The sequence below is a fragment of the Bradyrhizobium sp. USDA 3364 genome (genome assembly GCF_054056355.1).
The window spans coordinates 4,041,654-4,065,613 of sequence record NZ_JBSRYG010000002.1; the positions used below are offsets into that span (position 1 = coordinate 4,041,654).

Here is a 23,960-nt window from a genome sequence, read left to right on the forward strand (position 1 = left end):
CTCATCCAACGTTGCTGTTTGCGAATCTGGTGCGGAACATGAGAAGACCCCGCTTCAGCCGGCGGCGCAGATGCGCAATGTCGAGCAGCCAGCACAGCGCGGCGTAGACGGTGAACCCTGCGCCGACCAGCACGATGCTGGCGGGCAGATCGGAAAGTTGCAGGACGCGATCCAGCGCGCCGACGGTGAGCGCCATCGCCAGCGCGGCGATCACGATCAAAGCGAGGCGGCCGAGCGGGATTGGAATCTGGAAGGCGAAGCGGCTCAGAATCATGCCGCAGGCGAAGCCGGTGATGTCGGCGCCGAGGCGCGCCCAGGCCGCGCCGATCGTGCCGTAGAAGCCGACCAGTACGTAGGACAGGATCACGTTGGCTGCGATGATCGAGGCGGTGTTGATCAGATAGAAGGAGTTGCGTCCCGACAGCAGGAAGCTCGCATGCAGATATTGCTGCGTCAGCACCTGGAACAGCACGGCGGCCGCGATGATCGGCATGATCTCGCTTGCGAGCGCGCGGAAGTCTGTGCCGAGGATGATGTTGGCGACGTGCGGCGCGATCAAGGCAAAGCCGAGACAAGCCGGCAGTGTGACGCCGGCAAGCAATTCCAGACAATCGGCCAGATGAGTCCTGATGGCGCCCGCGGCGTTGCCATGCCGGGCCTGGATCTGCACGGCCATCGGAAAGAAGGCCGCTGCCATGCTCATCGCCGGCATCATCAGGGTCTGGCGCACCAGATCGAGCGCCGCGACATATTTGCCGGCATCGGCCGTGCCGACCAGGTTCGCGATCATGAAGCGGTCGGTCACGCTCGAGATCGCAAGCAGCGTCAGCGACAGGGTCAGCGGCAGGCCGGCGCGGGCGAGCGACCACAGCTCGGCGCGGCCGAAATTGATGATGGTGCCGTGCCACGCGCGCGACTGCACGAGCACGGCGACGAGATAGGCCGAGGCGGCCGCGAGCAACAGCAGGACGCCGGTCGGGCCGACCAGGGCGACGGCCACGCCGAGGCCGAGCAGGGCGCCGGCGCGAACCAGCGTTGCCCGCATCACCGAGAGTGCCTTCAGCCGCGCACGCAACAGATCCTGCGTCAGCTCGAACAGGCCGATCGCAATGGCGAGCGCGACGGCGGCCAATGCGGCGGTTGCTTCGAGGCCGACGAGACGGGCCAGCAGATAGGCGATCGGCGCGGTGAGACAAAGAATCAGATAGCCCGCTGCCACCAGGCCGCGGACATCGGTGCCGTCATCGCGGCCATGGCCGCTGAGGATCAGGTTGCGAAACCAGCCGACCAGAAAGACCGAAACGACGGACGCGAAGCCCGTGCCCAGCAGGTAGACGCCGTAGTCGTGCGGCGCGAACAGCCGCGTGAAGATGAACACGCTCGCGAGCCCGAGCAACGCCGAAAGGACGTTGGCGGTCAGGTTGATGCTGGCCTGTCCGATCAGCATGATGCGGCAAGCTCCGCAGGCTGTGCCGCCGCCGACGACGCCAGGATGGCGTCGCTCTCGGCCACGACCTCGCGAATGGTCGCGACCGGCGTGCCGGAGAAGGACGCGATCGAGAACGCGACGTCGTCCTTGTTGGCGCGCAGCAGCAGCCGGGTGAGTTCGTCCTTGCTCAGGGTCGGGTCATCCCAATAGCTGACGCATTGCGTCTTCGGTACAATGGAGTGACGCAGCGCGGATGCCTCGTCGTTCTCGACGAAGAAGCCGTACAGCAGATATTCGGAGAATTCGCGGGTCCGGCACAGCGCCTCGATCCAGCTCATGCCGGTGACCGTCTCGATGCGCGCGGCGAGCGCGCTCGTGGTCTGCTTGTCCCAGAAGATGATGTGCCCGATGAAATCAGGCGCCGGGAACGGCGGCGTCGGCAGGCCGATCAGCTGGTGGCTGGTCTCGAGCCAGCGCGAGTGGCGCGGCTGGTCGGCGGTGACGGCGTCCACCATCTTCAGCAGCGGGATCGTGTTCGGATACTGGAAGCGCGCCAGATCGAAATCGCGGAAGAACACGATGTCGGAATCCAGGATGCAGAACCGCTCATAGGGCAGCACGATCGTCGCCGCGATCTTCAGGATCTGCTGCACGTGCCAGCCGTTGACCGGCTTGGCGCGCAGCGACCACCAGAACTGGCGGCGCTTGCGCTGGATCATGCGCGGCAGCGGCCGCAGCCAGTCGGGCAGGAAGGAGGAGGCCGGAATGATGATGCGGCGCTCGCTGGCGAGCGGCGCGAACAGCGACAGGTCGCAATCCGGCACCAGCAGATAGTGCATGGAGAAGGACGTGACGTGGCGATCCACGCTCTCACACAGCAACGTGCAGATTTCCAGATCGCGCCCGTAGGTCGGGGTCAATAACGCGACAGGGTTCATCTTGTAACTTTCTCCGGCGACACCGTTTCAGGGCGGAACATCGTTGACCGCCGGACTTGCCCTGAAGCTCAGTTCAGCAAGATCGGTGCCGGAGAATTTTGATGACCCTATCCGCGGCGGTGATGGTTAATCATTGGTAAATGACGACGCGTTGTGGCGGTTAACGGATCGGTAGGGATCGCCTAGCTGGGCGATTTTGACGCCGGATCGCGATCTTGCCCGGATATTGCAGTGTTCGTGGCGCGATTGCCGACGCGGTCGGCGCGGGTGAGTGCGAATGCAGTTTTGGTGGCATTTCCGACAGGTAAGTGGCGCGGCCGAACGGTGGGCCGCACGATCAGTCCATTTCGAGACACAAGTGCTGTCGGCGCTGTGCGCTTTTGGCACGCGCGCCGCGGGCAGGTTCGCTGGAGTGCACAATGCCGATTGACCGTGGAATCACGCGGCGTGGCGCCCTCGCATTCGCCGCTCTCGCCTTGAGTGGATTTTCGACAGCGCGGGCCGCGCCGCCAATCCGTTCACAGCTCGGCGCCAACTCGGCGCGGTTCGCCGGCGCCTTCGTGAACTGGGGCGAGACCGGCCGCGAGCACGTGCTTCAGGCATGGGAGAAATGGCTCAACCGGCCGCGCTCATCGGTGCTTGGCGTCGACTTCTACGGTCAGAACAGCTGGGACGACTTTCACAAGCTGGACTGGGTGCCCGGGCTCTGGAAGAAGCTCAATCCGGCGCGCAATGTGGTGTGGTCGGTGCCGCTCACCATCACCGGTACGCCGCTCGCCGATGTCGCAGGCGGCCTGCATGATGCCGAATTCGAAGCGGCCGCGCGCGCGATCGGAGAAGCGCATCCGAGGGCGATCATCCGCCTAGGCTGGGAGATGAACATCTCGAACATGGGCTGGTTCGCCAAAGGGCACGTGGACAACTACATCGGGGCGTTCCGCCGTGTGGTCGCGATCTTTCGCGCGCGCTCCGGCACCTTCAAGTTCGACTGGTGTCCGGGCTGGGGGCCTCAGGACATGCCGGCCGACGCCGCCTATCCCGGCGATGACGTCGTCGATACCATCGGCCTCGACGTCTACGACTTCAAATCGGAGGGCAGCGCGGCCGAACGCTGGACCAATTCGTATCTCAAGGCGCCGTTCGGTCTCGAATGGCAGCGCGCGTTCGCGTTGAGCCACGGCAAGCTGATGAGCTATCCGGAATGGGGCGTCGGCCAGTCCGGCGACAATGCCTTTTTCGTGCAGCAGATGCACGACTGGTTCGCGGCGAACCAGGCCGCGATCGCCTATGCGGCTTATTTCGATGTCGACGGCCTGTGGCCGACGCAGATCGACAACGGCCAGTTTCCACAATCCGCCAGCCTGTTCCGCAAATTGTTCGCGGGCTGACCCGCAGCATTCCTCCGCGCAAGCAAAAGCCCGGTCCGTCCTCTGACTGACCGGGCCTTGGTGTTTCTCGTTGCTGCGTCAGGCGGCCTTGGTGTTGGTCAGCAGCGTCAGGCCCATTTTCAGCTTGTCCTGCAACGTGCGCTGCGCAAGGCAGGTGAACAGGCAGAGCTTGTCGCAGGCGATGGTCTCCTTGCGGCGGGTCTGTGCCTCCTCGCTGTACCAGATCTCGCGCGCGGTCTGGGTGCGCACGTTGCCGATCGGTTTGAAGAACCAGCACACTTCGAGGCGGCCGTCGGAGCGGATGAAGTAGTTCCGCATGCCGACGCGGCAGGGCATCACTTCCTTCGGCGCCTTCTCGCGGCGGAAATGGTTCGGCCAGGCCCGCAGCACGGCTTCGCCGTTGAGGATCGGCGCGCCCGCGCGCTTCAACCGCAACAGCTCGTCACGGACCTTGACGAGATCGTCCAGCTCACTCTCGCCGATCCACAGCTCGTCCTCGACCTCCTGCGTGCCCTGCTCGACCGGCTGGAAGCTCAGCGCGGTGGCGCCGATCTCCTGGATCCAGTCGACCATTTCGGGCAGGCGGCGGAAGTTGAGCTTGTGCACGACCGGCTTGATGATGATCGGAAAGTCCAGGCCCTCGGCGCGCCGCTGCTCGGCGACGTTGCGGATGCCCTGCACGATGTCGGTCAGCGAGTTCTCGACCCCGCGCGAGTAATTGTGGATCGTCGGGTCGGTGGAGTCGATCGAGATGTTGATGTTGAACGGCCGCGCCTCAACGGTCTGCGCCACGATCTTCTTGTTGAGGTAGGCGCCGCCATTGGTGGTGACGCCCCAATGGATGTCGTTGTCGCGGCAGAATCGCAGCAGGTCGAGAAAGCCCTTCTTGATGTAGGGCTCGCCGCCGGCAAACTCGACATGATAGGCGCCGATGAATTCCTTCAGGCTCGCGAGCGCGCGCTGCCATTCGTCGATCGACATCTCGTCGCGGTAGTTCGGACGGCGCCAGTAGTCGCAGTAGCGGCACTTGTAATTGCAGCGTTCGACCACCTCCGCGAAGATCGCAGCCGGGCGCGTGACGTCGCGTCCGGTACGCAGGTAGAGCTCTTCAGAGAGGGCGTTGCGAACATGTTTGGTGCCGAGCGAGACGAGGTCGAGCGCTTTCAAGGTGAACCTCAGACGGTTTTTGTGGTGCTGCGATCGGGTCGACGCATCTCTTATGGGTCGATCAGCAAATTGGATGCCAGTTAAAGCGCTAAACACCCGACACGCGTGCGTGCGCGCTCTTAACCCTAATGATCAGCAAACGCCGTGGTGTCGATCGTGACGCCGCGCCGCGACGAGGCGCTCCATTCCAGCAGAATTGCTTCATTAGACTTCAAATTAACCTTGCGACGAAGTCGCGCTAACGCGTCTTCCGTCTGGAGCGGATTTTGCCATGAGGTCGCCGTAACGTTCGCTCCGCGTCCGTATTGCCGCCTGTGTCGGTCACTTTGGGACGGTCATGTCCCATTCCGATCCGTGCCGGGATGATGCGTCGTGCGGATCGCGATTGCCAGGAGGGCATGGAGATGTCGACCGAGCTTGCTGTAGCTGACCGCGCCTGGGTCACGACCTCACCCGCGCTGGATTGCTCCATTGAGACCGTCATCTGCATTCCGAGCTTCCGCCGGCCGAAACATTTGCGGCTGACCCTGGAGTCGATCGCGGCGCAACGCACGGAGCGCGGCTTCGCGGTCGTGGTGGTCGAGAACGACGCCGCGCACTGCGAGAGCGCGCCGGTCGCGGCCCAGTTTCTCAATTCGGGCAGGCTCCACGGCGTCTGCATCGTCGAACCGAGGCAAGGCAACTGCCAGGCCATCAACGCGGCGTTCGAGATCGCGCTCGAGGCATTCCCGAACGCCCGGAACTTCCTGATGATCGACGACGACGAGGTCGCCTCGCCGGATTGGCTGGAGCGGATGGTGCAGGCGGCCGAGAGCTCCGGCGCCGACATCATCGGCGGGCCTGTGTGGCCTGACTTCGATGACAAGCACAAGGGCGGGCTCACGCGCCATCCGGCCTTCGCGCCGGCCTATCATGCCAGTGGTCCGGTCCCGGTGATCTATGGCTGCGGCAACTGCCTGATCCGGCGCGCGGTGTTCGAGCGGCTCGGGCAGCCCGCCTTCGACCTGCGGTTCAATTTCCTCGGCGGTGGCGACCACGATTTCTTCGCGCGGGCGCGCCGCGCCGGCTTTCGCTTCTTCTGGGTGACGGAGGCCGCGATCAGCGAGACCGTTCCCTCGACCCGCACCAAACTCGGCTGGATCGTGCGGCGCGGCTTGCGGATCGGCGCGATCAATTATCACATCGAGCGCAAGGCGGCGCAGACCATGTGGTCGCGCGCGGCGGTCAAGGCCAAGATGTTCGGCCTGGTGCCGTTCTCGCTGTATCGCTTCGCGCGCATCGTGCTGCGCGAACATCAGGCCGTGATCGCGATGCATCCGATGGTGGTCGCCGTCGGCAGCGCGCTGGCGGTGCTCGGTATCGAGCCGCAGCCCTACGCGGCCTCCAAGATCACCTCGTGAGCGATTTGTCCGTCACCGCGGAGAGCCGGGCGCTGATCGCCGAGATCGCGCGCCGGCCGGTGATGGATCTCGTGCGCTGCGTATTCTTCATCGGCATCCTGCTATTGGTCTGGATCTCGTTGCATCCGTTCGAGGATCTCAGCGGCTTCTACGTCGGCGAGGTGACCTCCGGCCGCGAGGCATTTCTCTACGGACTGTTCGGCGTCCTGATGGTCGCGATGCTGGCGTTGACCCTGCGCGACAATCTGCCGGCGCTGAAATCGCTGCTGACGCCGGCGTTCCTGCTGTTCGCGGGCTGGATCTGCATCACCGTCGTGCTGTCGTTCGATCCGGCCACCTCGCTGCGGCGTCTCGCGCTCTCGGTGTTCGTCATCGTGGTGATGGCGACGCTGCTGCTGCTGCCGAGATCGCAGGGCGAATTGATGCGCTGGTTCAGCATTGCCGCGCTGGTCCTGCTTGTGACGTGCTATCTCGGCGTCTTCCTGGCGCCGCATCTGTCGATCCACCAGGCGACCGATCCGCAGGAGCCGGCGCTTGCCGGCAATTGGCGCGGCGCGTTCGGCCACAAGAACGTCGCCGCCGCGATGATGGCGATGCTGATCTTCCTCGGCATCTATCTGATGCGGGCAGGCGGCTGGCTGTCGGGCATCGCCGTGACCGGGCTTGCCGCGGTGTTCCTGTTGTTCACCGCCGGCAAGAGCGCGATCGTGCTGTGCGTCGCCGTGCTGATGCTGACGTCGTTGATGCCGGTGATCCGCTCGACCTGGGGCCGCGCACTGCTGTTGCTGACGCCGCTCGTGCTGCTCAATCTGTTCAGTGTCGGCACGGTCATGAGCGACACGCTGGCGGCGATCGCCGACAAGATGCCGATCGACACCTCGTTCACCGGCCGCGCCGATATCTGGGCCTTCGCGCTCGAATCGCTGCACCAGCGGCTATGGACCGGCTACGGCTTCGAATCCTTCTGGGGCACCAACGCGATCCAGAATTTGCAGGAAGGCAAGGAGTGGGCGGGTTACGCCTCGCACAGCCACAACGGCTATCTCGACACCGCGCTAGGTACCGGCCTGCCGGGCCTCGTGCTGCTGATCGCCGCTGTCGTCATCAAGCCGTTGCGCGACTTCCAGGCGGCGGATCGTGGCGGCAACGATATGCCGTTGACGCTGCTGTTCCTGCGCATCTGGCTGTTCGGCCTCTATCTGTCGTCGATGGAGAGCTTCTTCCTGGATCGCGCGGACACGATCTGGGTCACGTTCCTGATCGCGGTGTTCGGGCTGCATTACCTCGCCCGGTTCCGGATGCGGGCCTGAACCAATCCTACAGTTGGGCGCGGACCGCGTTCGCAACATCCGTCCACCAGCCGTCGAAATCGAACGGCAAAGGCACGGTCGGCCGCTTCAGCGCGGTGACGATCCGGTCGGCATAGGCGGCGCTGTCGGCGTCGCGCGGCACCAGCAGGATGGCGCCGCGGTCGATCAGTTCCTTGAACCGCGGATGGTGGTCGAACTCGTCGGGTAGCGCCGGGCCGGTGACGATCAGCGGCCGGCCGGACTGCACGCAGGCCAGGATGCTCGAGCGACGGGCGGTCAGGCCCTCGTCGAGCGAGTAGCAGAACACGTCGATCTCGCCGAGCAGGCCGAACACCTCGTGATCGGAAGCGACATAGCCGGAGACGATCGCCTCGCCCTTCAACCCGAGCTCGGCGACGCGGGCATAGAACTTCTGCTCGATGTTGTCAGTGCCGCGAATGAACGAGCCGACATAGACGATCAGGGGCCGCAGGCCCCGCTGCTTCAGGATCGTGCCGATCTCAAGCAGCCCGTTCGGCTGCTTTCCGGGATAGATCGAGCCGAAATGCCCGACGATGAGCTGGCCGTTGCCGCGTGCGCTGACGAGCCGTTGCAGCAGCATCGAGTCGGCGAAGCCGGCGGGCGCCGCGATGTTCGGAGGCAGCGGTGCCAGCACGCATTTCCGCACCATGCCGCGCATGACCGGATCGTCGGCGAGCTCGCGGCGCACCAGCGGCGAGAACATCACGATGGTGTTGGCGAGCCACAGCGCCGGGATGTAGGTCAGCCGGCGGATGCCGTTGAGGCCGGCCCATTCGTGCTGAATCAGGACAACCTTGCGACCCCGCAGCCGGGCGAAGAGAAGCGCGAGGAGCGGGCGGGCGATCACGCGCTTCCAGGCCACGATCGGGAAGTTGCAGACAACGCTGCCGGCAGCACCGACCGCGCGCCAGACCTCACCGATCGTGCCGTCGCTCTGCGTCAGGGTTAACGCCGTGCTAGCGCCGGGCTCGATCTTCTCGATCGTCTCCTGCAGCAGACGGGTGAACTGCCCGACGCCGCAGTGCATCTGCGGCCCGGCGCCGAGAAACAGCGCGCGATATCGGGGTTTTTCGCTCATCGAGCTCAGGCGACCAGTTCCGGAATTTCGCGGCTAGCCATAGCCGCGAGACATTAGCTTTGGGTAACCCCGCGCGCATACGCGACGGCATCGATCTTGCCAATCCCTGCGCAAGAGCTGCCCGCTCGTCCCGGAACGGGACATCGGATGAAGCGAAACGGCGCAGCAGCCAGGAGCGCGACCATGACGACAGGCAGGATTTTCGCGAATTGGGATGACAATCATTCCAAGCTCTGGAGCCATCAGCCGATCCGGCTCGAGCACACCATGCACCAGCAGCCGGCGTTCTCGATGGACGATCTCGCGAAGCTGATCGAGCATTATCCGCGCGAGCACTACAGCCTGGTCAAGACCGGCGCCAAGGGATCGAGCCGGGTCTGGCGCGAGGGCGAGATCGGCAGGCTGCGCGGCCATCAGGTGATCGAGGCGATCTCGCGCGGCGGCCTGTGGCTGAACCTGCGCAACGTCACCGCGATCGATCGCCGCTACCGCGACATGATCGAGCGGATGTTCGGCGAGATCGCGGCCAAGGTTCCGGGCTTCGACGCGCCAAGCCATCAGGCCGGCATCCTGATCTCGTCGCCCGACGCGCAGGTCTATTACCACGCTGATCTGCCGGGGCAGGGCCTGGTGCAGATCGCCGGCCGCAAGCGGGTCTACATCTATCCCAACACGCAGCCGTTCATCCGGCCCGAGCATCTGGAGAACATCGCGCTGTTCGACGTCGAGGTCGATATCCCCTACGAGCCCTGGTACGACTGGCATGCGCAGGTGATCGATCTCGAACCGGGCCAGATGCTGAACTGGCCGCTCAATGCGCCGCATCGCGTCGAGAACCTCGATACCGTCAACATCTCGATGACGATCTCCTATGTGAACGACGAGATTCGCCGCGCCCAGATCCTGCATCTCGCCAACGGCATGCTGCGCCATCGCTTCGGCTACACGCCGCGCAGCCGCAGCATCCGCGGCCCGGTCTTCTTCGCCAAGCAGGTGATGCAGAAGCTGTTGCGCGACGGCAAATGGGTGAAGCGCGAGCGCGCGGTGCGCCGCGCGATCGACTTCCGTCTCGACGAGAGCGATCTCGGCAAGATCGTCGATCTGCCCAAGGTGGCGTTGGAAGCGGCGTAAGCGAGCTTACGCTCACAGGTGCTGGAAATGACAGTGTTGACGACGGCGGTTGAGAAATTCGGGACGCGGGCCGCTTCCTACGCGGCAGGCTATCGCGTCGAGCTGGTTTCCGATTGGGCGCAGGCCGCCGCCCGCTGGGGCGCATTCGAGCCGCTCACCGCGTTCCAGCATCCGCAATGGTATGCGTCCTGGTACCGGGCGTTCGCGGCGACCGACGGTGTCGCGCCGCTCATCGCTCTCGTCAGCGATGCCGCGACTGGCGAGCGGGCTGCGCTGTTGCCGTTGATCTGCAACCGGCAAGACGGCCTCGGCATCATCGAATTCGCCGACCTCAACCTCACCGACTTCAACGCGCCGCTGCTCGGCCCGGCTGCGCCACGCGACGACGTCGCGGCATGGCAGTTCTGGCGCGACCTGCGGGCCGCGCTGCGCCAGTGGCATGGCGGCGCCGATCTCATTCGCTTTCGCAAGATGCCGCTCAAGCTTGCGGGCCGCGCCAATCCGCTGGCGCTGCTGGACGGCGTCGGGCCGTCGATCGTCAATGGCAATCTCTTGACCATCGGTGATGATCACAATGCCTGGCGTTACGAGCTGGACCGCAAGGTTCGCAAGGAATTGGGACGCAGCTGGCGCGTGTTCACGCGTGAACCGTCCGCGGCCTTCAAGATCGCCGCCGATACCGGCGAGGCGCTGGATCTGCTCTCGGTCACGGAGACGCAGCAGGGGGACCGCTTGCTCGGTCTCGGGCTCAACTATGCGCTCGACGATGCGGACTGCACCGCCTTCTATCGCGACCTCGTGCGCGAAGGCACCGATCGCGGCTATGCAGTCGTGACCGCGCTGACCACCAGCAACGAGGTGGTGGCGACGCTGCTCGGCATTCGCACCGGCTCGCGCTACATCATGATCCGCATCAGCAACGCGGGCGAGAAATGGTCGGCGTGCTCTCCGGGCCGGCTGATCATCGATCGCACCATCGCAGCGCTGCACAAGGACGGGGTGCGGGAGTTCGAGTTCTCGATCGGCAATTACAGCTACAAGCGGCGGTTTGGGCCGCAGCGCACGCCGCTGGTCGATCTCGGCGCCGCCTTGAGCTGGCGCGGTCAGCCTCACGCACTGCGTGACCGCGCCGTGCTGGCGTTGCGTCACTATCCAAAAGTCTCCGCGCGGCTGAAGCAGGCGCTCGGCAAGTCGACGCCGTCGCGCGAGGAGGACTAGAGCGCTCTGACCACGCCCGGCTGCCCCGGTGTGCATTCCAGCGCAGCACGGTCCCAGTTCGCGTTGATCGCCGCTGCCTCATAACTCGATTGCAGGAATTCGAGCAACGCCTTGTCCGGGTCTGCCGCCGTCCGCACCGCGTCGTAGGGCAGGATGAATTCGCCGAGTGCCTCGCTGAAGAACGCCGCATCGGGTCGCACCGGCGCACTGCGATAGCCCGCGGGCTCCGGATAGGCGTAGGAATAGAATGCGGGATAATCGATTGCGCCGCCGCCCGGCCAGAAGCCGGCGCTGCTGACCTCGTGTGAATAGGCCTCGTGCGCCACAGCGTCAGGCAAATGCGGCACGCCGCCGGGATGCCGCGGTGCCGTTCTGCCGGAAAAGCGCGTCACCGCGAGATCAAAGCTGCCCCAGAAAAAATGCACAGGGCTCGCCTTGCCGAGAAAGCCGGTCCGGAATTGCTTGAACACGCGATCGCAGTTCACAAGGATCTGGTGAAACCGGCGCACGGCATCCGCGTCGTACGCGGCATGCTGGGTATCTTGCGAAAACGGGATCGGGTCGGCGACTTCGTTCGGTATCTCGTCGATCGCGACGTCGACCCCGAGGTCCTTCAGATTGCTCGTGACCGCCGCGTAGAAGCTCGCGACCGATTGACCGGCCAGCGCGAATTGCCGCTCGGCGCCGTCGCTGGTCGAGATGCGGAGCAGGTGATCGATGAAATCGAAGTCGATCTGGAACGTGCGGTCGCCGTCGGGGATCGGCGAGGTCGTCAGCCCCCGCGCCGTGACATAGAGCGTGACGTGCCAGGAGTGATTGAGCCAGGGCGACTTCGCCAGCCGGATCTTGCCGGCGATCTGGGTGAAGAGCTGGAGCGTGGCAGAGCTGTCGCGCCACGCCGCGGTCGGCAGTTCCGGCCAGCGGGTCTTCGCAGGGATATTCATGGCAAACCTCTGGGCTACGGGACGTGCTCTTATCGACCAAGCGCACCAACGCGCTTTGCGGTCAAACCGCATCCAGGTGAGTTCGCGGCACAAGCTCCATGGCCCTCACCGGCGGCATATCGTCGAGCGCGGCAATCCGACGGTCGATTTCCCCGATCACGTGTTTCGAGAATGGCCCGAAATGCATGTACAGCGCCATCAACATCACGATGTAACGCAGCGCGCCTGGATTGGACTTGGCGACCTCGACGAAGGTCTTCCAGAACGGTTCGCGAACCTCCGGCAGGGCACGGATGATCTTGTGTACGCCCTCGATGCCGCCAAGCCTCTTGCGCATGTCGCCATCCGGCAGGTCGCGGCGCCGGTCGGACCGGTCGAGCATGGCGGCGAGCCGTGACAGCCGTCCTGCATAGGCCGTCGGGCTGAACACGTGCCCGAGCACGGCCTTGTAGTCCTCAAGGATGTCACGAAGCGGACGTATGGTGTCGAAATTGCAGCCGAGCGTGCATTGGTCGCCCGCCTGTTCGACCTTCATGAGATCATGGCCTTCGTGCAGGCGGCCTTCCTTCGCCAGACGCCGCGTCAGCTGTGTGCCGGGCAGCGCATAGAGCAGTCCAACCATGCAGACCGGAATGCTCGCCTCCTCGATGAAGTCGATCATCGCGTGCCCCATCGAGGCTTTCTCGGTATCGAACCCGACGATGAAACCCGCGGTGACGAACATGCCGTAGCCATAGATCTTGTGAACGCATTCGGCGATGTTGCGCCGGGTGTTCTGCTTCTTCTTCATCTGCACGAGGGTTTCCGGATCCGGGCTCTCAATGCCGACGAAAATCCCGAAGAAGTTCGCGTCCTTCATCGCCTGCAACAGCTCGCTGTCGTCAGCGATATTGATCGAGGCCTCCGTCGAGAACTCGAACGGATAGTCTCGCTCTTCTAGCCAGGCTTTGAGCTGCGGCAGCAGGATGCGGAGGTTTTTCTTGTTGCCGATGAAATTGTCGTCGACGAAGTCGACATGCCCGCGATAACCGTGATCGTAGAGTGCTTGCAACTCAGCGAGAATCTGATCGGGGGTCTTGGTGCGCGGCACACGACCGTACAGCTCGATAATGTCGCAGAACTCGCAGGTGAACGGGCAGCCGCGCGAATATTGCACGCCGATGAAGAGATAGTGGTCGAACTTGATCAGGTCATAGCGGGGCATCGGGCTTAGGGTGACGTCGATCTTGAATTTCTCGGCGACGAACACGCCCTTGCGCTCGCCGCTTTCCCAGGCGGCGACAAATTGCTGGATGATCTGCTCGGCCTCACCGATCACCTGGAAGTCGGCGTCAGCGTAAAGATGCGGGCTGGAGGAGACGTCAGGTCCGCCGACACATACAGGCTTACCGTGCTGGTGAACGAGATCGATCAGGTGGAGAAAATCGGGCTGCTGGTTGAGCATGCCGCCGATCATGACGAGATCGGCCGAGTCGAGATCGGCGTCCGTCAAAGGCTCGGTGTTACGGTTAACGAGGCGAATGTCCCAATGCTGTGGCAGCATCGCGGCGACAGTGATCAGTCCGAGCGGCGCCGCCGGATACTTCGCGCCGACGAGTTCACAAGCTTCCGTATAGTTCCAGAAGGAGTCCTGAACGAACTTCGGATAGATCATTAGGACGCGACAGGTAACCGTCATGTGGCTCCGTCCTGGATATTGAGGGGCACGATGACACGCGGCTTGCCACGGCTCAAGGCTCGATTCGCGACCAATTGTCACCCGATCTTGGGCATAGAGCCCATTGCGTCGATTATCGGCCTTTCTTGGCGTTCTTCTGGCGCTCTCTTGGCGTCCGAGCCGCTTGCGCGCCGCTGTTCGGGAACAGCATCGCGACTTAAGTAGGGGCGGCCATCGCGAACGAGATTGCCGCCCCTATCGCATCAGCCGTGCAGCTTCCTGGCAGTCTCCGCGACCACGCGGCCCTGGTAGCGGGCGCCGGCGAGCTCGTTCTCGCTGGGCTGGCGGCTGCCGTCGCCGCCGGTGATCGTGGTGGCGCCATAGGGCGCGCCGCCGGTGACCTCGTCGAGCTTCATCTGGCCGGCAAAGCCGTAATTCAGGCCGACCACCGTCATGCCGAAATGCAGCAGGTTGGTGATGATCGAGAACAGCGTGGTCTCCTGGCCGCCATGCTGGGTCGCGCTCGAGGTGAATGCGCCGCCGACCTTGCCGTTCAGCGCGCCCCGTGCCCAGAGGCCGCCGGCCTGGTCGAGGAAGTTGGCCATCTGCGAGGCCATGCGGCCGAAGCGGGTGCCGGTGCCGACGATAACAGCGTCGTAGTTCGCGAGATCGTCGATCTTGGCGACCGGCGCGGCCTGGTCGAGCTTGTAATACGAAGCCTTCGCGATTTCAGCCGGCACCAGCTCGGGCACGCGCTTGATGTCGACGGTGGCGCCGGCTTCGCGCGCTCCTTCCGCGACGGCATTCGCCATCGCTTCGATGTGTCCGTAGGCGGAGTAATAGAGAACGAGAACCTTGGCCATGATGGCCTCCTTTGCAGTGTTCCAGACGGGTTGAAGTTGAGCGGGGCTGTCATTGCCGGGCTTGACCCGGCAATCCATCGACTTCGAAGAGGTCTTGCGAAGCTGGATGGATGCCCGGGCAAAGGCGAGCGGAAGCGACGCCGTCCTTCGGACGGCTATGCCCGGGCATGACAAGTGATGGAGTTCGAGGTTACGCCGCGTCGACCAGCACGAGCTCGGCATCCTCGAGCGCGGTGATCTTCAGCCTGGCCTCGTCGCGGATCGCGGCGCCGTCGCGCGCATTGACGCGCACGCCGTTGACCTCGACGCTGCCGGCCGCCGGCACCAGATAGAGGTGACGGGCCTTGTCGGCGGCGTATTCCGCACTCTCGCCGGCCTTCAGCGTGGTGGCGAGCACCCGCGCATCGGCGCGGATCGGCAGCGCATCGTCGTCGCCCGCGATCCCCGAGGCGATGGTGACGAGCTTGCCGGAGCGGTCGGCCTTCGGGAACGGCTTCGAGCCCCAGGTCGGGTGGCCGCCCTTCGTCGTCGGCTCGATCCAGATCTGGAAGATCTTGGTCTTCGCCGGCTCCAGATTGTACTCGGAGTGACGGATGCCGCTGCCGGCGCTCATCACCTGCACGTCACCGGCCTCGGTGCGTCCCTTGTTGCCGAGCGAGTCCTGGTGGGTGATTGCGCCTTCGCGAACATAGGTGATGATCTCCATGTTGGCGTGCGGATGCGCCGGGAAGCCGGAATTCGGCGCGATCTCGTCGTCATTCCACACCCGCAGCGCGCCGTGGCTGACATTGTCGGGATCGTAGTAGCTCGCGAATGAGAAGTGGTGCTTGGCCTTCAGCCAGCCGTGGTCGGCGCCGCCAAGCTTTGCGAATGGTTTCAGTTCGATCATGGTCATTCCCCTTGGTGTCGATGTGGCGGAGGAGCCGGGCGCTCACGCCCGGCGTCTCCAGAGAATTTGCGATCAGGCGTTGAAGCCGCCGTCGACGCTGAGCACGGTGCCGGTCACGAACGAGGCTTCCGGGCTCGCCAGGAACAACACGCCGGCCGCGACTTCCTCCGGGCGGCCGAAGCGCTGCAGCGCGTGTTGCAGCCGTTGCGTCTCGGCAAATGCGCCGCCGTCCTTCGGGTTCATATCGGTGTCGATCGAGCCGGGCTGCACCACGTTCACGGTGATGCCGCGCGGTCCGAGGTCGCGCGCCGCGCCCTTGGTGTAGCCGACGACGGCCGCCTTGGTGGCGACGTAGTCGGCAAGGCCCGGGAACGAGGCGCGATCGGCCAGCATCGAGCCGACGGTGACGATGCGGCCGCCTTCACCCATCAGCTTCGAAGCGGCGCGGATCGCGGCGATCACGCCGTCGATGTTGATCGCTTCCTGGCGGGCGAACGTCGCGGTGTCGGCCTTCGGATCGTCGACCGCACCGCTGGCTGCGACGCCGGCATTGTTGACGAGGATGTCGAGCCGGCCAAAATCCTTGACGACGGTCTTCACCAGTTGATCGACGTCGGATGACGAGGCCTGGTCAGCCTTGTAGGCGCGGGCGTTGACGCCATCGGCCTTCAACTCGGCGACGACCGCCTCGGCCTTCTCGGGAGAGGCGACGTAGCTTATCGCGACGTCGGCGCCTTCCGCGGCGAGTGCACGGGCGCTGGCGGCACCAATGCCGCGCGAACCGCCTGTGACGAGGGCAACCTTGCCTGAGAGCTTCTTGGTCATTGGATTTCTCCATCGATTGAATTTGATGACTCTTGGATATGCCTCCGGCTTTGGTATAGAAATAGAAACCATCGAAACTCATTGTTTCCAAATCAGGCAATCAGGACCGCTGCCATGTCGAAACTGCCCGACTTCGAGGCGCTCGCGATTTTCGCAAAAGTCGTGGAATTACGGTCGTTTGCGGCGGCCGCGACCGAGCTCTCGCTGTCCAAGGCGACGGTGTCGAAGGCGGTCTCGAGGCTGGAGGAGCGGCTCGGCGCGCGGCTGTTCAACCGCACCTCCCGCCGCCTGGCGCTGACCGATGCCGGCCAGAAATTGTCGGAGCGCGCAGCAAGGCTGCTCGCCGACGGCGAGGCCGCCGAGAACGAGGCGCTGGCGCAATCGACCACGCCACGCGGCCTGGTGCGGCTCGCGGTGCCCATGACCTTCGGCGTCACGACGGTCGCGCCGCTGCTGCCGGAATTTTTGGAGGCCTATCCGGAGGTTTCGATCGACCTGCACTTAAGCGATGCGACGGTCGATCTGATCGGCGAGGGCTTCGATGCCGGCCTGCGCATCGCGCGGCTGCCGGACTCCTCGCTGATCGCGCGGCGGCTGTGCGGTATGCCGCGCTACACGGTGGCCGCGCCGTCCTACCTGAAGCGCTACGGACGGCCGACCCATCCGATGCACCTCGCCGAGCACAAATGCTTCGGCTACGCCTACCTCTCGACCCAGGGCGTCTGGCAGTACACCAATGCAGCAGGCGAGCAGGCCAGCGTTCGTCCCAGCGGCCAACTCCGTGTCAACAATGGCGAGGCGGTGATGCCGGCGCTGCTCGCCGGTCTCGGCATTGCCGATCTGCCCGACTTCATCGTCGGCGATGCGATCGCGCGCGGCGAGGTCGAGGTGATCCTGAAAGGCTGGAAGCAGCCCGAGGGTGCCGTGCATCTCGTGACCCCGCCCGGCGGCCCGCGGCCCGCGCGGGTCGAGGTGCTGGCGGGTTTCCTGGCGAAGCATTTCGCCAAAGGCCGCGGTCAGCGGAAATAGGGCGGCGCGCGCAGCGCAATGGAAGTCCTCGCGCGGGCGAGGCCGATGGTCGCGCGCGGTGTCACATTCGTGTCATCCCTTTTAAATTGTATAATTTGTGTGAACTAACCCATGATCGTGGGTGGGCGCGATCGTCTATTGCTGCGTCCTGGTGCGGTGTTGCCGCGAAAGCATTCTCGGGGGAATCAGATGATCGACCTGACCAAGCATGATTTCACGTCATTGTCGGTGAAGGACCTGCTTGATGCCCGCGAGGCCTATCACGTGCATCTGGCCCATCTGCAATCGGTCTACGCCACGGCGATCGGCCGCTACCTGATCCGGGACAACGACCGCAACGCGACGGAGCGGCGGCACCACTCCAAGCCGCAGGCGCTCGGCCCGCGCACGCTGTTCAACTCCTCGGTCAAGGACTGGTCGTGGCCGTGCATTCTCGTGTTTGTCCGGGACTGGATGAAGCGCTCCGAATTGAAGAACAATCCCGAGAAGCAGGACCAGCTGGTTCCCCCGTTCCTGTATCTGCCTGACGGCCGCGTCGTGCCCACCTGCGTCGTCAAGGTCGATCCCAACGAGGGCAGCCCCGGCACCGTCGAGCCGCCGGTGTTCAAGAGCGATCTGGTCGGCGGCGGCTTCCCGGTGCAGACCTCGATCCAGGGCAAGATCCACCGTGGCTCGATCGGCTGTCTCGTGACCAACGGCGAGACGGTGTTTGCGCTTTCCAACCGTCACGTGGTCGGCACGGCCGGTCGCGAGATCTTCGCCGGCTTCAAGAACACCGATCGCCGCCTCGGCATCAGCGACGCGCTGCAACTCGGCAAGCGCGCCTTCAGCGATGTCTATCCGGGCTGGCCCGGCTCGCGCGTGGTGGCCAATCTCGATGCCGGGCTGATCCGCGTCGATGACGTCAAGGGCTGGACCGCGCAGGTCTACGGCGTCGGCCAAGTCGGCGACGTCGTCGATCTCAATGTCGGCACCTTCCGCCTCGACATCATCAACCAGCCGCTGATCGCCTTCGGCGCGACCAGCGGATTGATGAAGGGCAAGATCATCGGCCTGTTCTATCGCTACAAGACCGTCGGCGGCATGGAATATGTCAGCGATTTCGTGATCGGCCCGCGCGACAGCGACACGGCGCTCAACAACTATCCCGGCGATTCCGGCACGGTCTGGTTTCTCGACGATCCGGATGCGAAGAGGAATGCCGGCGGCGCGCGCATCCTCAGCCCGCTGGCGCTCGAATGGGGCGGCCAGGAATTGTTCGGATCAGGCGGCAAGGTCCCGATGCAGGTCGCGCTCGGCATCTGCATGGCGACCTTGTGCCGCGAACTCGATGTCGAATTGATCGGCGACTGGAACGCCGGCCATACCGAATATTGGGGCGAATGGGGACACGTGAAGATCGGCGCCTATGCGACCGGCCTGATCGATTCGAAGCTGCCCAAGCTCGCGACCATGATGGACGCCAATTCCGACAATATCGGCCTCGACGACAAGCTCCTTGCCGACCTCAAGCCATTTCAGCGAGGCGCATTCGCGCCGCTCGCCGACGTCGCCGACCTGGTCTGGCGCTTCACCCGGCACACCGACGAGAGCAACCATTTCGCCGACATGGACAAGCCCGGCAAGGACGGCAAGACGCTGCTGGATCTTTGTGCGGAGTCGACGCGCAACGTCGATCCGAAGGTCTGGAATGATTATTACGACGGGATCGGCGAGGACCGGCGCGGCGCGTTGCCGTTCCGGGTCTGGCAGATATTCGACGAGATGGTCGGCTACGCCGCCGCCAACAAGGAGCTGGAATTCACCTGTGCCGCGGGAATCGTCGCGCATTACATCGGCGATGCCTGCCAACCGCTGCACATCTCGCAATTCCATCACGGCCTCGACCCGAACGACAAGGCGCATGCCAAGGTGCACAGCGTGTACGAGACCACGATGATCGGCCGGCACGGCAAGGATCTCATCAAGATGATCCCCGACGCAAAGACCGGCGACGTCGCCGAGATCGTTCCAGGCGGCACGCCGACCGGTCGCGATGCCGCGGTCGCCGTGGTCGCGCTGATGCAGCGGACCGTGAAGCGGCTGCCGCCGATGACGGTCGTCAACCTGTTCAATTCCCACATGGGGAGCGGCCAAATCGACGTGATGTGGTCGAAGCTGAAGGACGCCACCGCGGCGTGCATGCAGGATGGCGCGAAAACCCTGGCCCGGGTCTGGGAAGCGGCCTGGCGCGCCGGCGGCGGCGAGGATCGCGGGCAGGGCGGCAAGTTCGACCAGGGCAGCCTGAGCAAGCTCTACAACGATCCGGGCTTCCTGCCGGCGTATCAGCTTCAGCAACTCACACTGGATGCCGACGACCACATCGTTCCGGTCGGGGGAAGCGGTGCACGGCGCCGGAGCGTGACGACGACACGCCGCTCGCGCCCGCAAGCAGCGAAGAAGGCAGCCAAGAAGGCCGCCAAGCATACGGCCAGGAAAGCGGGCAAGAAGGCCGTGGCGCGCAAGCGTCCGGCTGCGGCCGCCCCGGTGCGCCGCGCAGCCGCCAGCAAAAAGACCGCGACCAAGCGCGGCGCTGCGAAGAAGCGGTCCGTCGGAAAGACCCGCAAGGCGGCGCACAAGCGCTAGCACCTGATCCGGCCGGCCTGATCTTCCTCGTCGCTCAGGCGCATCGGGTACGACGCGCGGGACGCTTGAGGTCGGCGCTCCGTTCCTGCACCATGCGACCAAGCTGCGGCTTTGACCGCGGCATCGCGATCGGCTGCGATCGCCAAAAAAGATGACTGGGGAGAATCTTTCGATGAACCGCCGCGAACTTCTGCGCGCCGCTGCCGCATTACCGCTTGCACACACTGCGCTCGCCGACCCCGCCTTTGCGCAAGGCGTCTATCCAACCCGCAACATCACGATGATCGTGCCGTTTCCGGCCGGTGGCCAGGCCGATCTCGCGGCGCGGCCGGTGGCGCTGGCGCTGGAGCGTATCCTCGGCAAGCCCGTCATCGTCGACAATCGTGCGGGCGGCGCGGGTGGATCGATCGGCAATGCGCAGGCCGCGCGCGCCGAGCCCGACGGCTATACGCTGCTGATGACGCTGTCCTCGCTCGCGGTGCTGCCGGAGGCCGACCGGCTGTTCGATCGTCCGGTTGCGTATGAAGTGTCGCAGTTCGCGCCCGTGGCGCGCGTGCTCGCCGACCCGACTTTGCTTGCGGTGCCGGCCTCGGCGCCATGGAAGACCCTGCAAGAGTTCGTCGACGATGCGAAGAAGCGGCCGGGACAAATCCCCTACGGCTCGTCCGGCCCCTACGGCACGCTGCATGTCGCGATGGAGATGTTCGCGGCGAGCGCCGGAATCAAGCTGCTGCACATCCCGTTCCGCGGTGCGGGCCCGGCGCTCACCGCGCTGCTCTCGGGTACCGTGCAAGCGCTGGCATCGGCGCCGGGCACGCTCAAGCAGCAGGTCGATGACGGCAAGATGCGCGTGCTCGCCAATTGGGGCGCCGAGCGGATCGCGAGTTTCCCCGATCTGCCGACCTTCAGGGAACTCGGCTACAAGGATGTCGAGTTCTACATCTGGGCGGGCTTGTTCGCGCAGGCCGCGCTGCCGGCGCCGATCATGACGCGGTTGCGCGCGGCGATGGCCGATGCGGTGAAGGCGCCCGAAGTGATCAAGACCTTCGAGACTGCGGGCAGTCCGGTCGCCTACATGGATGCGCCGGAGTTTTCAAAATTTGTTGCGGACGACAGCGCGCGCTTGATCGAGGCGGTGAAGAAGATCGGCAAGGTCGAATAGAAACTCGAATAGGGAACCTCGCCTTCACATTTAGTTGTCCGCAAGAGCGTTCCTTGAAACGATCCTTGGCCGCATTCATTTGCCAGCTTGGAGCAATCGCCGCGCGGAACCCGCGCGTGCGCGGATCAAATCGAAAAAGGGCACTGGGCATGCAGAAGCAGCGGATTGTCCTGAGCTTAGCGATCGCGATCGGCGGCCTTGGCGTTGCCGTGCCTGCGTTGTCGCAGGAGTATCGCGGAACATGGGAACAGCAGATGGCGTGCACGCCGGATGTGTGGCGGCTCTGCGGCGACCAGGTTCCCGACACCAACCGGATTGTTGCTTGCCTGCGGCAGAACACGCCGCAGCTCTCCAGCGGCTGTCGCGCTGTATTCGAGTCGAATGCGCAGCAACAGGCGCAAACCCAGGGACAGGGACGCGCGCCGCAGCGCCCGCAGGTGCAGCAACGACCGCGCGCGCCACAGCAGACCCAGCCTGCGCCGGTTGCGCCGCCGCGGCCCGCGCCCGACTACGATGATGACTAGAACATGATCCGGACCCGGAGGGCCGCGTTGGCGCAAAGTGCGAAGCGGTTTTCCAAAAAAATCATGCTCAAACAAGAAACCAAAGCGCGATGATACTTCAAGCTGAACACATCGCCCTTTGGAGCCTCTTGAGCGAAGTGGACCGGTTCGCGTGAAGAAGATGCGGCAAGCAAGAATCTCTAGGGCCTGACCTCGCAGACGTCGACCCACTCGGCCGCCGTCAGCTCCGCCATCCTGTCCGGCGTGATGCGCACCGCGCTGTGGGTCGAGCCCGCGGCCGGCACCACGACGTCGAACGCCTTCAGCGACACATCGCAATAGATCGGCAGCGGCGTCTTCAGCCCGAACGGGCAGACGCCGCCGACCTCGTGGCCGGTGATGTCGGCGACCTCGTCGAGGCCGAGCATCTTCGGCTTGCCGCCGAAGGTCGCCTTGACCTTCTTGTTGTCCATCCGCGACGTGCCGGCGGCGACGATCAGCACCACGCGGTCGCCGACCCGCAGGCTCAGCGTCTTGGCGATCCGCGCCGGCTCGACGCCATAGGCCTCTGCCGCCAGCACGACGGTCGCGGAGCTCACACTGGATTCGATCACGGAGATATCGGGCGCCTTCTCGGCGAAGAAGGCGCGGACGGACTCGATGCTCATGAAGTTCAGGACCTTGCTAGTCAGGATCTGGCAGACACCAGGGCAGGAAGCTCGGAGAGACCGTGGATCCTGTGATCGGGCACGACGCCGAGCTCGTCCATCTGGGTACGCAGTGCCTTGAACATCGTCAATGGGGCGACCGTCTCGCTCTCGACACAGGCGAGCGCCATCGCTTCCGGCGTCACCCGCTCGATCCAGGCGACGTTGAGGCCGAACGCCTTGGCGCCGCAGGCGTCCCACGGATTGGAGGAGATGAACAGCACCTCCGCGGGCGGTACTTTCAGCACCTCCTCGATCAGCGTGTAGGCCTCGGGCGCCGGCTTGAACACCTTGTGGGCATCGACGCTGATGGTCGCATCGAGCAGGCGGTCGAGCCCGGAATTACGCACCAGCGCATTCAGCATGTCGGGGCTGCCGTTGGAGAGGATCGCGAGCTTCTTGTCCTTCATCGCCTCGAGCGCTGCGACGGCATCCGGATACAGCGCGAGATGCTGATACTTGTCGATGATGCGCCCAAAGGTCGCTTCGTCATATTGCAGGCCGAGGCAGCGCAGCGTGTAGGCCAGCGAGTCGCGGGTGGCTGTGGCGAAATCCTGGTAGCGCCGCATCAGCGTGCGCAGCCAGGAGTATTCGAGCTGCTTGAGGCGCCAGACCTGCGTGATGATGTCGCCATAGCCGGGAAACGCATCCTCGGTGACATCGGCCACCGACTGGACGTCGTAGAGTGTGCCGTAGGCGTCGAAGACGATTGCCTTGATTGTCATTGTGGTCTCTCTTGCCCGCCGATCGTCGAATACAGGAAATTCCTGAGGGCGTCGACGGATTGGTCGCGGGCGGCCGCGTTGAATTCGAGGTGATGACCGAGCTGCGTCTGGGGCGTGCGGAGCGAGGGCACGTCGAAATCATGATGGGCGCCGGGGTAGACGGTGATCGCGATCGGAATCCCCGTGTCCTTCTCCCGCGCCATGCCCCAGTCGTCACGGCCCTCGGCAAGGTTGCGGCACGCATTCGCGGGCGCCCAGTCGTCGAGCTCTCCGACCAGGATCAGCGTCGGCACGGTCATGTTGCCCTTGACCCCGCCGCACAGTGGATAGAAGCCGATCGCGGCGCGAAATTTTTCCTTCGAGGAGCCTTCGATCTGGCCGCGCTCCACCGCGAGCAGCGCCAGCGTCGCGCCCTGGGAAAATCCGAGCACGGCCACCCGGCTCGGGTCGACCGACGGCTGTCCGACAAGGTAGTCCAGCGCGCGGTACGCATCATACAATGTCGACGGCGGCAGTCCGCCCGTGCACGCGCTCGTGATGCCGCGCGTTCCGAAGCGATCGATCGTCAGCGCGACATAGCCCCATTCGGCGAGCCGCTTGCCCCAGCGCTCGTCGACGCTCCGCCAACCGCCGCCGCAGCCATGCATCAGCACGACCGCGGGCCAGGGGCCGGGACCATCGGGCACACGCAGAAAGCCCTGCAACGCTTGCGGTCCGGCCAGCGGGCTTTCGAACTCCACGAGGCGCGGCGCAGTGTCGGCCGCCGGCGCGGGGGGTGGGCCGAACCCCCACAGAGCGAGCGTGGCGAGAAGGGCTGCAAGTCCGGTGAAGTTCGTCATGAACCACCTCCGAAGCTTGCCTCCGATGATACTCCCTTAGATCATGACGCGCTTCCACGGAATCGCGTCATGATCTCATCTCCTTGTTTGCGCATGGTCTCCGCGCCAACGC

General features: G+C 64.6%; 21 protein-coding genes. 9 read left to right on the forward strand and 12 right to left on the reverse strand.

Annotated features, from left to right (window positions below; genetic code table 11):
• Position 1 precedes the first annotated feature (1 nt).
• Complete coding sequence (locus ACVILL_RS19080) at positions 2-1,447, reverse strand: lipopolysaccharide biosynthesis protein (RefSeq protein ID WP_456730468.1); 1,446 nt, start codon at positions 1,445-1,447, stop codon at positions 2-4.
• Positions 1,441-2,367: a DUF6492 family protein gene (locus ACVILL_RS19085; protein ID WP_456730469.1), complete on the reverse strand. Its 927-nt coding sequence runs from the start codon at positions 2,365-2,367 to the stop codon at positions 1,441-1,443. Before ACVILL_RS19085 ends, ACVILL_RS19080 begins: the two co-directional genes overlap by 7 nt.
• 419 nt (positions 2,368-2,786) lie before the next feature.
• Here ACVILL_RS19085 and ACVILL_RS19090 point away from each other — a divergent pair, with 419 nt between their 5' ends.
• Positions 2,787-3,755 carry a glycosyl hydrolase gene (locus ACVILL_RS19090; protein WP_456730470.1) on the forward strand — a complete coding sequence of 323 codons (969 nt, stop codon included), beginning with the start codon at positions 2,787-2,789 and terminating at the stop codon, positions 3,753-3,755.
• Between the two features lie 78 nt (positions 3,756-3,833).
• Here ACVILL_RS19090 and ACVILL_RS19095 read toward each other — a convergent pair whose 3' ends face one another.
• On the reverse strand, positions 3,834-4,922 hold the full coding sequence (locus ACVILL_RS19095; RefSeq protein ID WP_456730471.1) for a radical SAM/SPASM domain-containing protein: 1,089 nt from the start codon (positions 4,920-4,922) through the stop codon (positions 3,834-3,836).
• A gap of 404 nt (positions 4,923-5,326) precedes the next feature.
• Between ACVILL_RS19095 and ACVILL_RS19100 the strand changes: the two genes are divergently transcribed.
• Together ACVILL_RS19100 and ACVILL_RS19105 are read left to right on the forward strand one after the other, a co-directional pair.
• Positions 5,327-6,322: a glycosyltransferase family 2 protein gene (locus ACVILL_RS19100; RefSeq protein WP_456730472.1), complete on the forward strand. Its 996-nt coding sequence runs from the start codon at positions 5,327-5,329 to the stop codon at positions 6,320-6,322.
• Positions 6,319-7,632: an O-antigen ligase family protein gene (locus ACVILL_RS19105; protein ID WP_456730473.1), complete on the forward strand. Its 1,314-nt coding sequence runs from the start codon at positions 6,319-6,321 to the stop codon at positions 7,630-7,632. Before ACVILL_RS19100 ends, ACVILL_RS19105 begins: the two co-directional genes overlap by 4 nt.
• Positions 7,633-7,639: 7 nt before the next feature.
• On the opposite strand, the gene ACVILL_RS19110 is transcribed toward ACVILL_RS19105, so the two are convergent.
• A complete protein-coding gene (locus tag ACVILL_RS19110) occupies positions 7,640-8,731 on the reverse strand; it encodes a hypothetical protein (RefSeq protein WP_456730474.1) in 1,092 nt (363 codons plus the stop codon).
• Positions 8,732-8,914: 183 nt separating this feature from the next.
• Between ACVILL_RS19110 and ACVILL_RS19115 the strand changes: the two genes are divergently transcribed.
• Both ACVILL_RS19115 and ACVILL_RS19120 read left to right on the forward strand, forming a co-directional pair.
• On the forward strand, positions 8,915-9,862 hold the full coding sequence (locus ACVILL_RS19115) for a cupin-like domain-containing protein (protein ID WP_456730475.1): 948 nt from the start codon (positions 8,915-8,917) through the stop codon (positions 9,860-9,862).
• A gap of 27 nt (positions 9,863-9,889) precedes the next feature.
• Positions 9,890-11,080, forward strand: coding sequence for a GNAT family N-acetyltransferase (locus ACVILL_RS19120; RefSeq protein ID WP_456730476.1), 1,191 nt, complete (start codon positions 9,890-9,892; stop codon positions 11,078-11,080).
• On the opposite strand, the gene ACVILL_RS19125 is transcribed toward ACVILL_RS19120, so the two are convergent.
• The 5 genes from ACVILL_RS19125 to ACVILL_RS19145 form a co-directional block, all read right to left on the reverse strand.
• Positions 11,077-12,024, reverse strand: a complete 948-nt coding sequence (locus tag ACVILL_RS19125) for a DUF5996 family protein (RefSeq protein ID WP_456730477.1) — start codon at positions 12,022-12,024, stop codon at positions 11,077-11,079. The two genes, ACVILL_RS19120 and ACVILL_RS19125, sit on opposite strands and share 4 nt — an antisense overlap.
• 61 nt (positions 12,025-12,085) lie before the next feature.
• The gene (locus ACVILL_RS19130) at positions 12,086-13,702 is read right to left on the reverse strand and encodes a B12-binding domain-containing radical SAM protein (RefSeq protein WP_456730478.1); all 1,617 of its coding nucleotides are present in this window, start codon (positions 13,700-13,702) and stop codon (positions 12,086-12,088) included.
• A gap of 242 nt (positions 13,703-13,944) precedes the next feature.
• Positions 13,945-14,544 (reverse strand): NAD(P)H:quinone oxidoreductase, encoded by a 600-nt coding sequence (gene wrbA / locus ACVILL_RS19135; protein WP_456730479.1) that lies wholly within the window; start codon positions 14,542-14,544, stop codon positions 13,945-13,947.
• Positions 14,545-14,734: 190 nt separating this feature from the next.
• A complete protein-coding gene (locus tag ACVILL_RS19140; protein ID WP_456730480.1) occupies positions 14,735-15,433 on the reverse strand; it encodes a pirin family protein in 699 nt (232 codons plus the stop codon).
• 72 nt (positions 15,434-15,505) lie between these two features.
• Positions 15,506-16,258, reverse strand: a complete 753-nt coding sequence (locus ACVILL_RS19145) for an SDR family NAD(P)-dependent oxidoreductase (RefSeq protein ID WP_456730481.1) — start codon at positions 16,256-16,258, stop codon at positions 15,506-15,508.
• A 114-nt stretch (positions 16,259-16,372) separates the two neighbouring features.
• Between ACVILL_RS19145 and ACVILL_RS19150 the strand changes: the two genes are divergently transcribed.
• The 4 genes from ACVILL_RS19150 to ACVILL_RS19165 all read left to right on the forward strand — a co-directional run bounded on the left by ACVILL_RS19150 (position 16,373) and on the right by ACVILL_RS19165 (position 21,598).
• Positions 16,373-17,287 carry a LysR family transcriptional regulator gene (locus ACVILL_RS19150; protein WP_456730482.1) on the forward strand — a complete coding sequence of 305 codons (915 nt, stop codon included), beginning with the start codon at positions 16,373-16,375 and terminating at the stop codon, positions 17,285-17,287.
• A gap of 189 nt (positions 17,288-17,476) precedes the next feature.
• A complete protein-coding gene (locus ACVILL_RS19155; RefSeq protein ID WP_456730483.1) occupies positions 17,477-19,912 on the forward strand; it encodes a Nal1-like putative serine protease in 2,436 nt (811 codons plus the stop codon).
• 172 nt (positions 19,913-20,084) lie between these two features.
• Positions 20,085-21,074 carry a tripartite tricarboxylate transporter substrate binding protein gene (locus ACVILL_RS19160; protein WP_456730484.1) on the forward strand — a complete coding sequence of 330 codons (990 nt, stop codon included), beginning with the start codon at positions 20,085-20,087 and terminating at the stop codon, positions 21,072-21,074.
• A gap of 149 nt (positions 21,075-21,223) precedes the next feature.
• Positions 21,224-21,598 carry a hypothetical protein gene (locus tag ACVILL_RS19165; protein ID WP_456734297.1) on the forward strand — a complete coding sequence of 125 codons (375 nt, stop codon included), beginning with the start codon at positions 21,224-21,226 and terminating at the stop codon, positions 21,596-21,598.
• A 179-nt stretch (positions 21,599-21,777) separates the two neighbouring features.
• Here the strand turns inward: ACVILL_RS19165 and ACVILL_RS19170 are convergent, their stop codons facing one another.
• The 3 genes from ACVILL_RS19170 to ACVILL_RS19180 are packed head-to-tail and all read right to left on the reverse strand — an operon-like array spanning position 21,778 to position 23,848.
• Positions 21,778-22,245 carry a YbaK/EbsC family protein gene (locus ACVILL_RS19170; RefSeq protein ID WP_456730485.1) on the reverse strand — a complete coding sequence of 156 codons (468 nt, stop codon included), beginning with the start codon at positions 22,243-22,245 and terminating at the stop codon, positions 21,778-21,780.
• A gap of 20 nt (positions 22,246-22,265) precedes the next feature.
• Positions 22,266-23,009, reverse strand: a complete 744-nt coding sequence (locus tag ACVILL_RS19175) for a haloacid dehalogenase type II (protein ID WP_456730486.1) — start codon at positions 23,007-23,009, stop codon at positions 22,266-22,268.
• Positions 23,006-23,848, reverse strand: coding sequence for a dienelactone hydrolase family protein (locus tag ACVILL_RS19180; RefSeq protein ID WP_456730487.1), 843 nt, complete (start codon positions 23,846-23,848; stop codon positions 23,006-23,008). Before ACVILL_RS19180 ends, ACVILL_RS19175 begins: the two co-directional genes overlap by 4 nt.
• Positions 23,849-23,960: the final 112 nt, after the last annotated feature.

What these genes read in the sequence shown, in the direction of transcription:
- ACVILL_RS19080 (WP_456730468.1), bottom strand. Translation starts at nt 1,447, where the DNA reads ATGCTGATCGGACAGGCCAGCATCAACCTGACCGCCAACGTCCTTTCG.
- ACVILL_RS19085 (WP_456730469.1), bottom strand. Translation starts at nt 2,367, where the DNA reads ATGAACCCTGTCGCGTTATTGACCCCGACCTACGGGCGCGATCTGGAA.
- ACVILL_RS19090 (WP_456730470.1), top strand. Translation starts at nt 2,787, where the DNA reads ATGCCGATTGACCGTGGAATCACGCGGCGTGGCGCCCTCGCATTCGCC.
- ACVILL_RS19100 (WP_456730472.1), top strand. Translation starts at nt 5,327, where the DNA reads ATGTCGACCGAGCTTGCTGTAGCTGACCGCGCCTGGGTCACGACCTCA.
- ACVILL_RS19110 (WP_456730474.1), bottom strand. Translation starts at nt 8,731, where the DNA reads ATGAGCGAAAAACCCCGATATCGCGCGCTGTTTCTCGGCGCCGGGCCG.
- ACVILL_RS19115 (WP_456730475.1), top strand. Translation starts at nt 8,915, where the DNA reads ATGACGACAGGCAGGATTTTCGCGAATTGGGATGACAATCATTCCAAG.
- ACVILL_RS19120 (WP_456730476.1), top strand. Translation starts at nt 9,890, where the DNA reads ATGACAGTGTTGACGACGGCGGTTGAGAAATTCGGGACGCGGGCCGCT.
- ACVILL_RS19125 (WP_456730477.1), bottom strand. Translation starts at nt 12,024, where the DNA reads ATGAATATCCCTGCGAAGACCCGCTGGCCGGAACTGCCGACCGCGGCG.
- ACVILL_RS19130 (WP_456730478.1), bottom strand. Translation starts at nt 13,702, where the DNA reads ATGACGGTTACCTGTCGCGTCCTAATGATCTATCCGAAGTTCGTTCAG.
- wrbA (WP_456730479.1), bottom strand. Translation starts at nt 14,544, where the DNA reads ATGGCCAAGGTTCTCGTTCTCTATTACTCCGCCTACGGACACATCGAA.
- ACVILL_RS19140 (WP_456730480.1), bottom strand. Translation starts at nt 15,433, where the DNA reads ATGATCGAACTGAAACCATTCGCAAAGCTTGGCGGCGCCGACCACGGC.
- ACVILL_RS19145 (WP_456730481.1), bottom strand. Translation starts at nt 16,258, where the DNA reads ATGACCAAGAAGCTCTCAGGCAAGGTTGCCCTCGTCACAGGCGGTTCG.
- ACVILL_RS19150 (WP_456730482.1), top strand. Translation starts at nt 16,373, where the DNA reads ATGTCGAAACTGCCCGACTTCGAGGCGCTCGCGATTTTCGCAAAAGTC.
- ACVILL_RS19155 (WP_456730483.1), top strand. Translation starts at nt 17,477, where the DNA reads ATGATCGACCTGACCAAGCATGATTTCACGTCATTGTCGGTGAAGGAC.
- ACVILL_RS19160 (WP_456730484.1), top strand. Translation starts at nt 20,085, where the DNA reads ATGAACCGCCGCGAACTTCTGCGCGCCGCTGCCGCATTACCGCTTGCA.
- ACVILL_RS19165 (WP_456734297.1), top strand. Translation starts at nt 21,224, where the DNA reads ATGCAGAAGCAGCGGATTGTCCTGAGCTTAGCGATCGCGATCGGCGGC.
- ACVILL_RS19170 (WP_456730485.1), bottom strand. Translation starts at nt 22,245, where the DNA reads ATGAGCATCGAGTCCGTCCGCGCCTTCTTCGCCGAGAAGGCGCCCGAT.
- ACVILL_RS19175 (WP_456730486.1), bottom strand. Translation starts at nt 23,009, where the DNA reads ATGACAATCAAGGCAATCGTCTTCGACGCCTACGGCACACTCTACGAC.
- ACVILL_RS19180 (WP_456730487.1), bottom strand. Translation starts at nt 23,848, where the DNA reads ATGACGAACTTCACCGGACTTGCAGCCCTTCTCGCCACGCTCGCTCTG.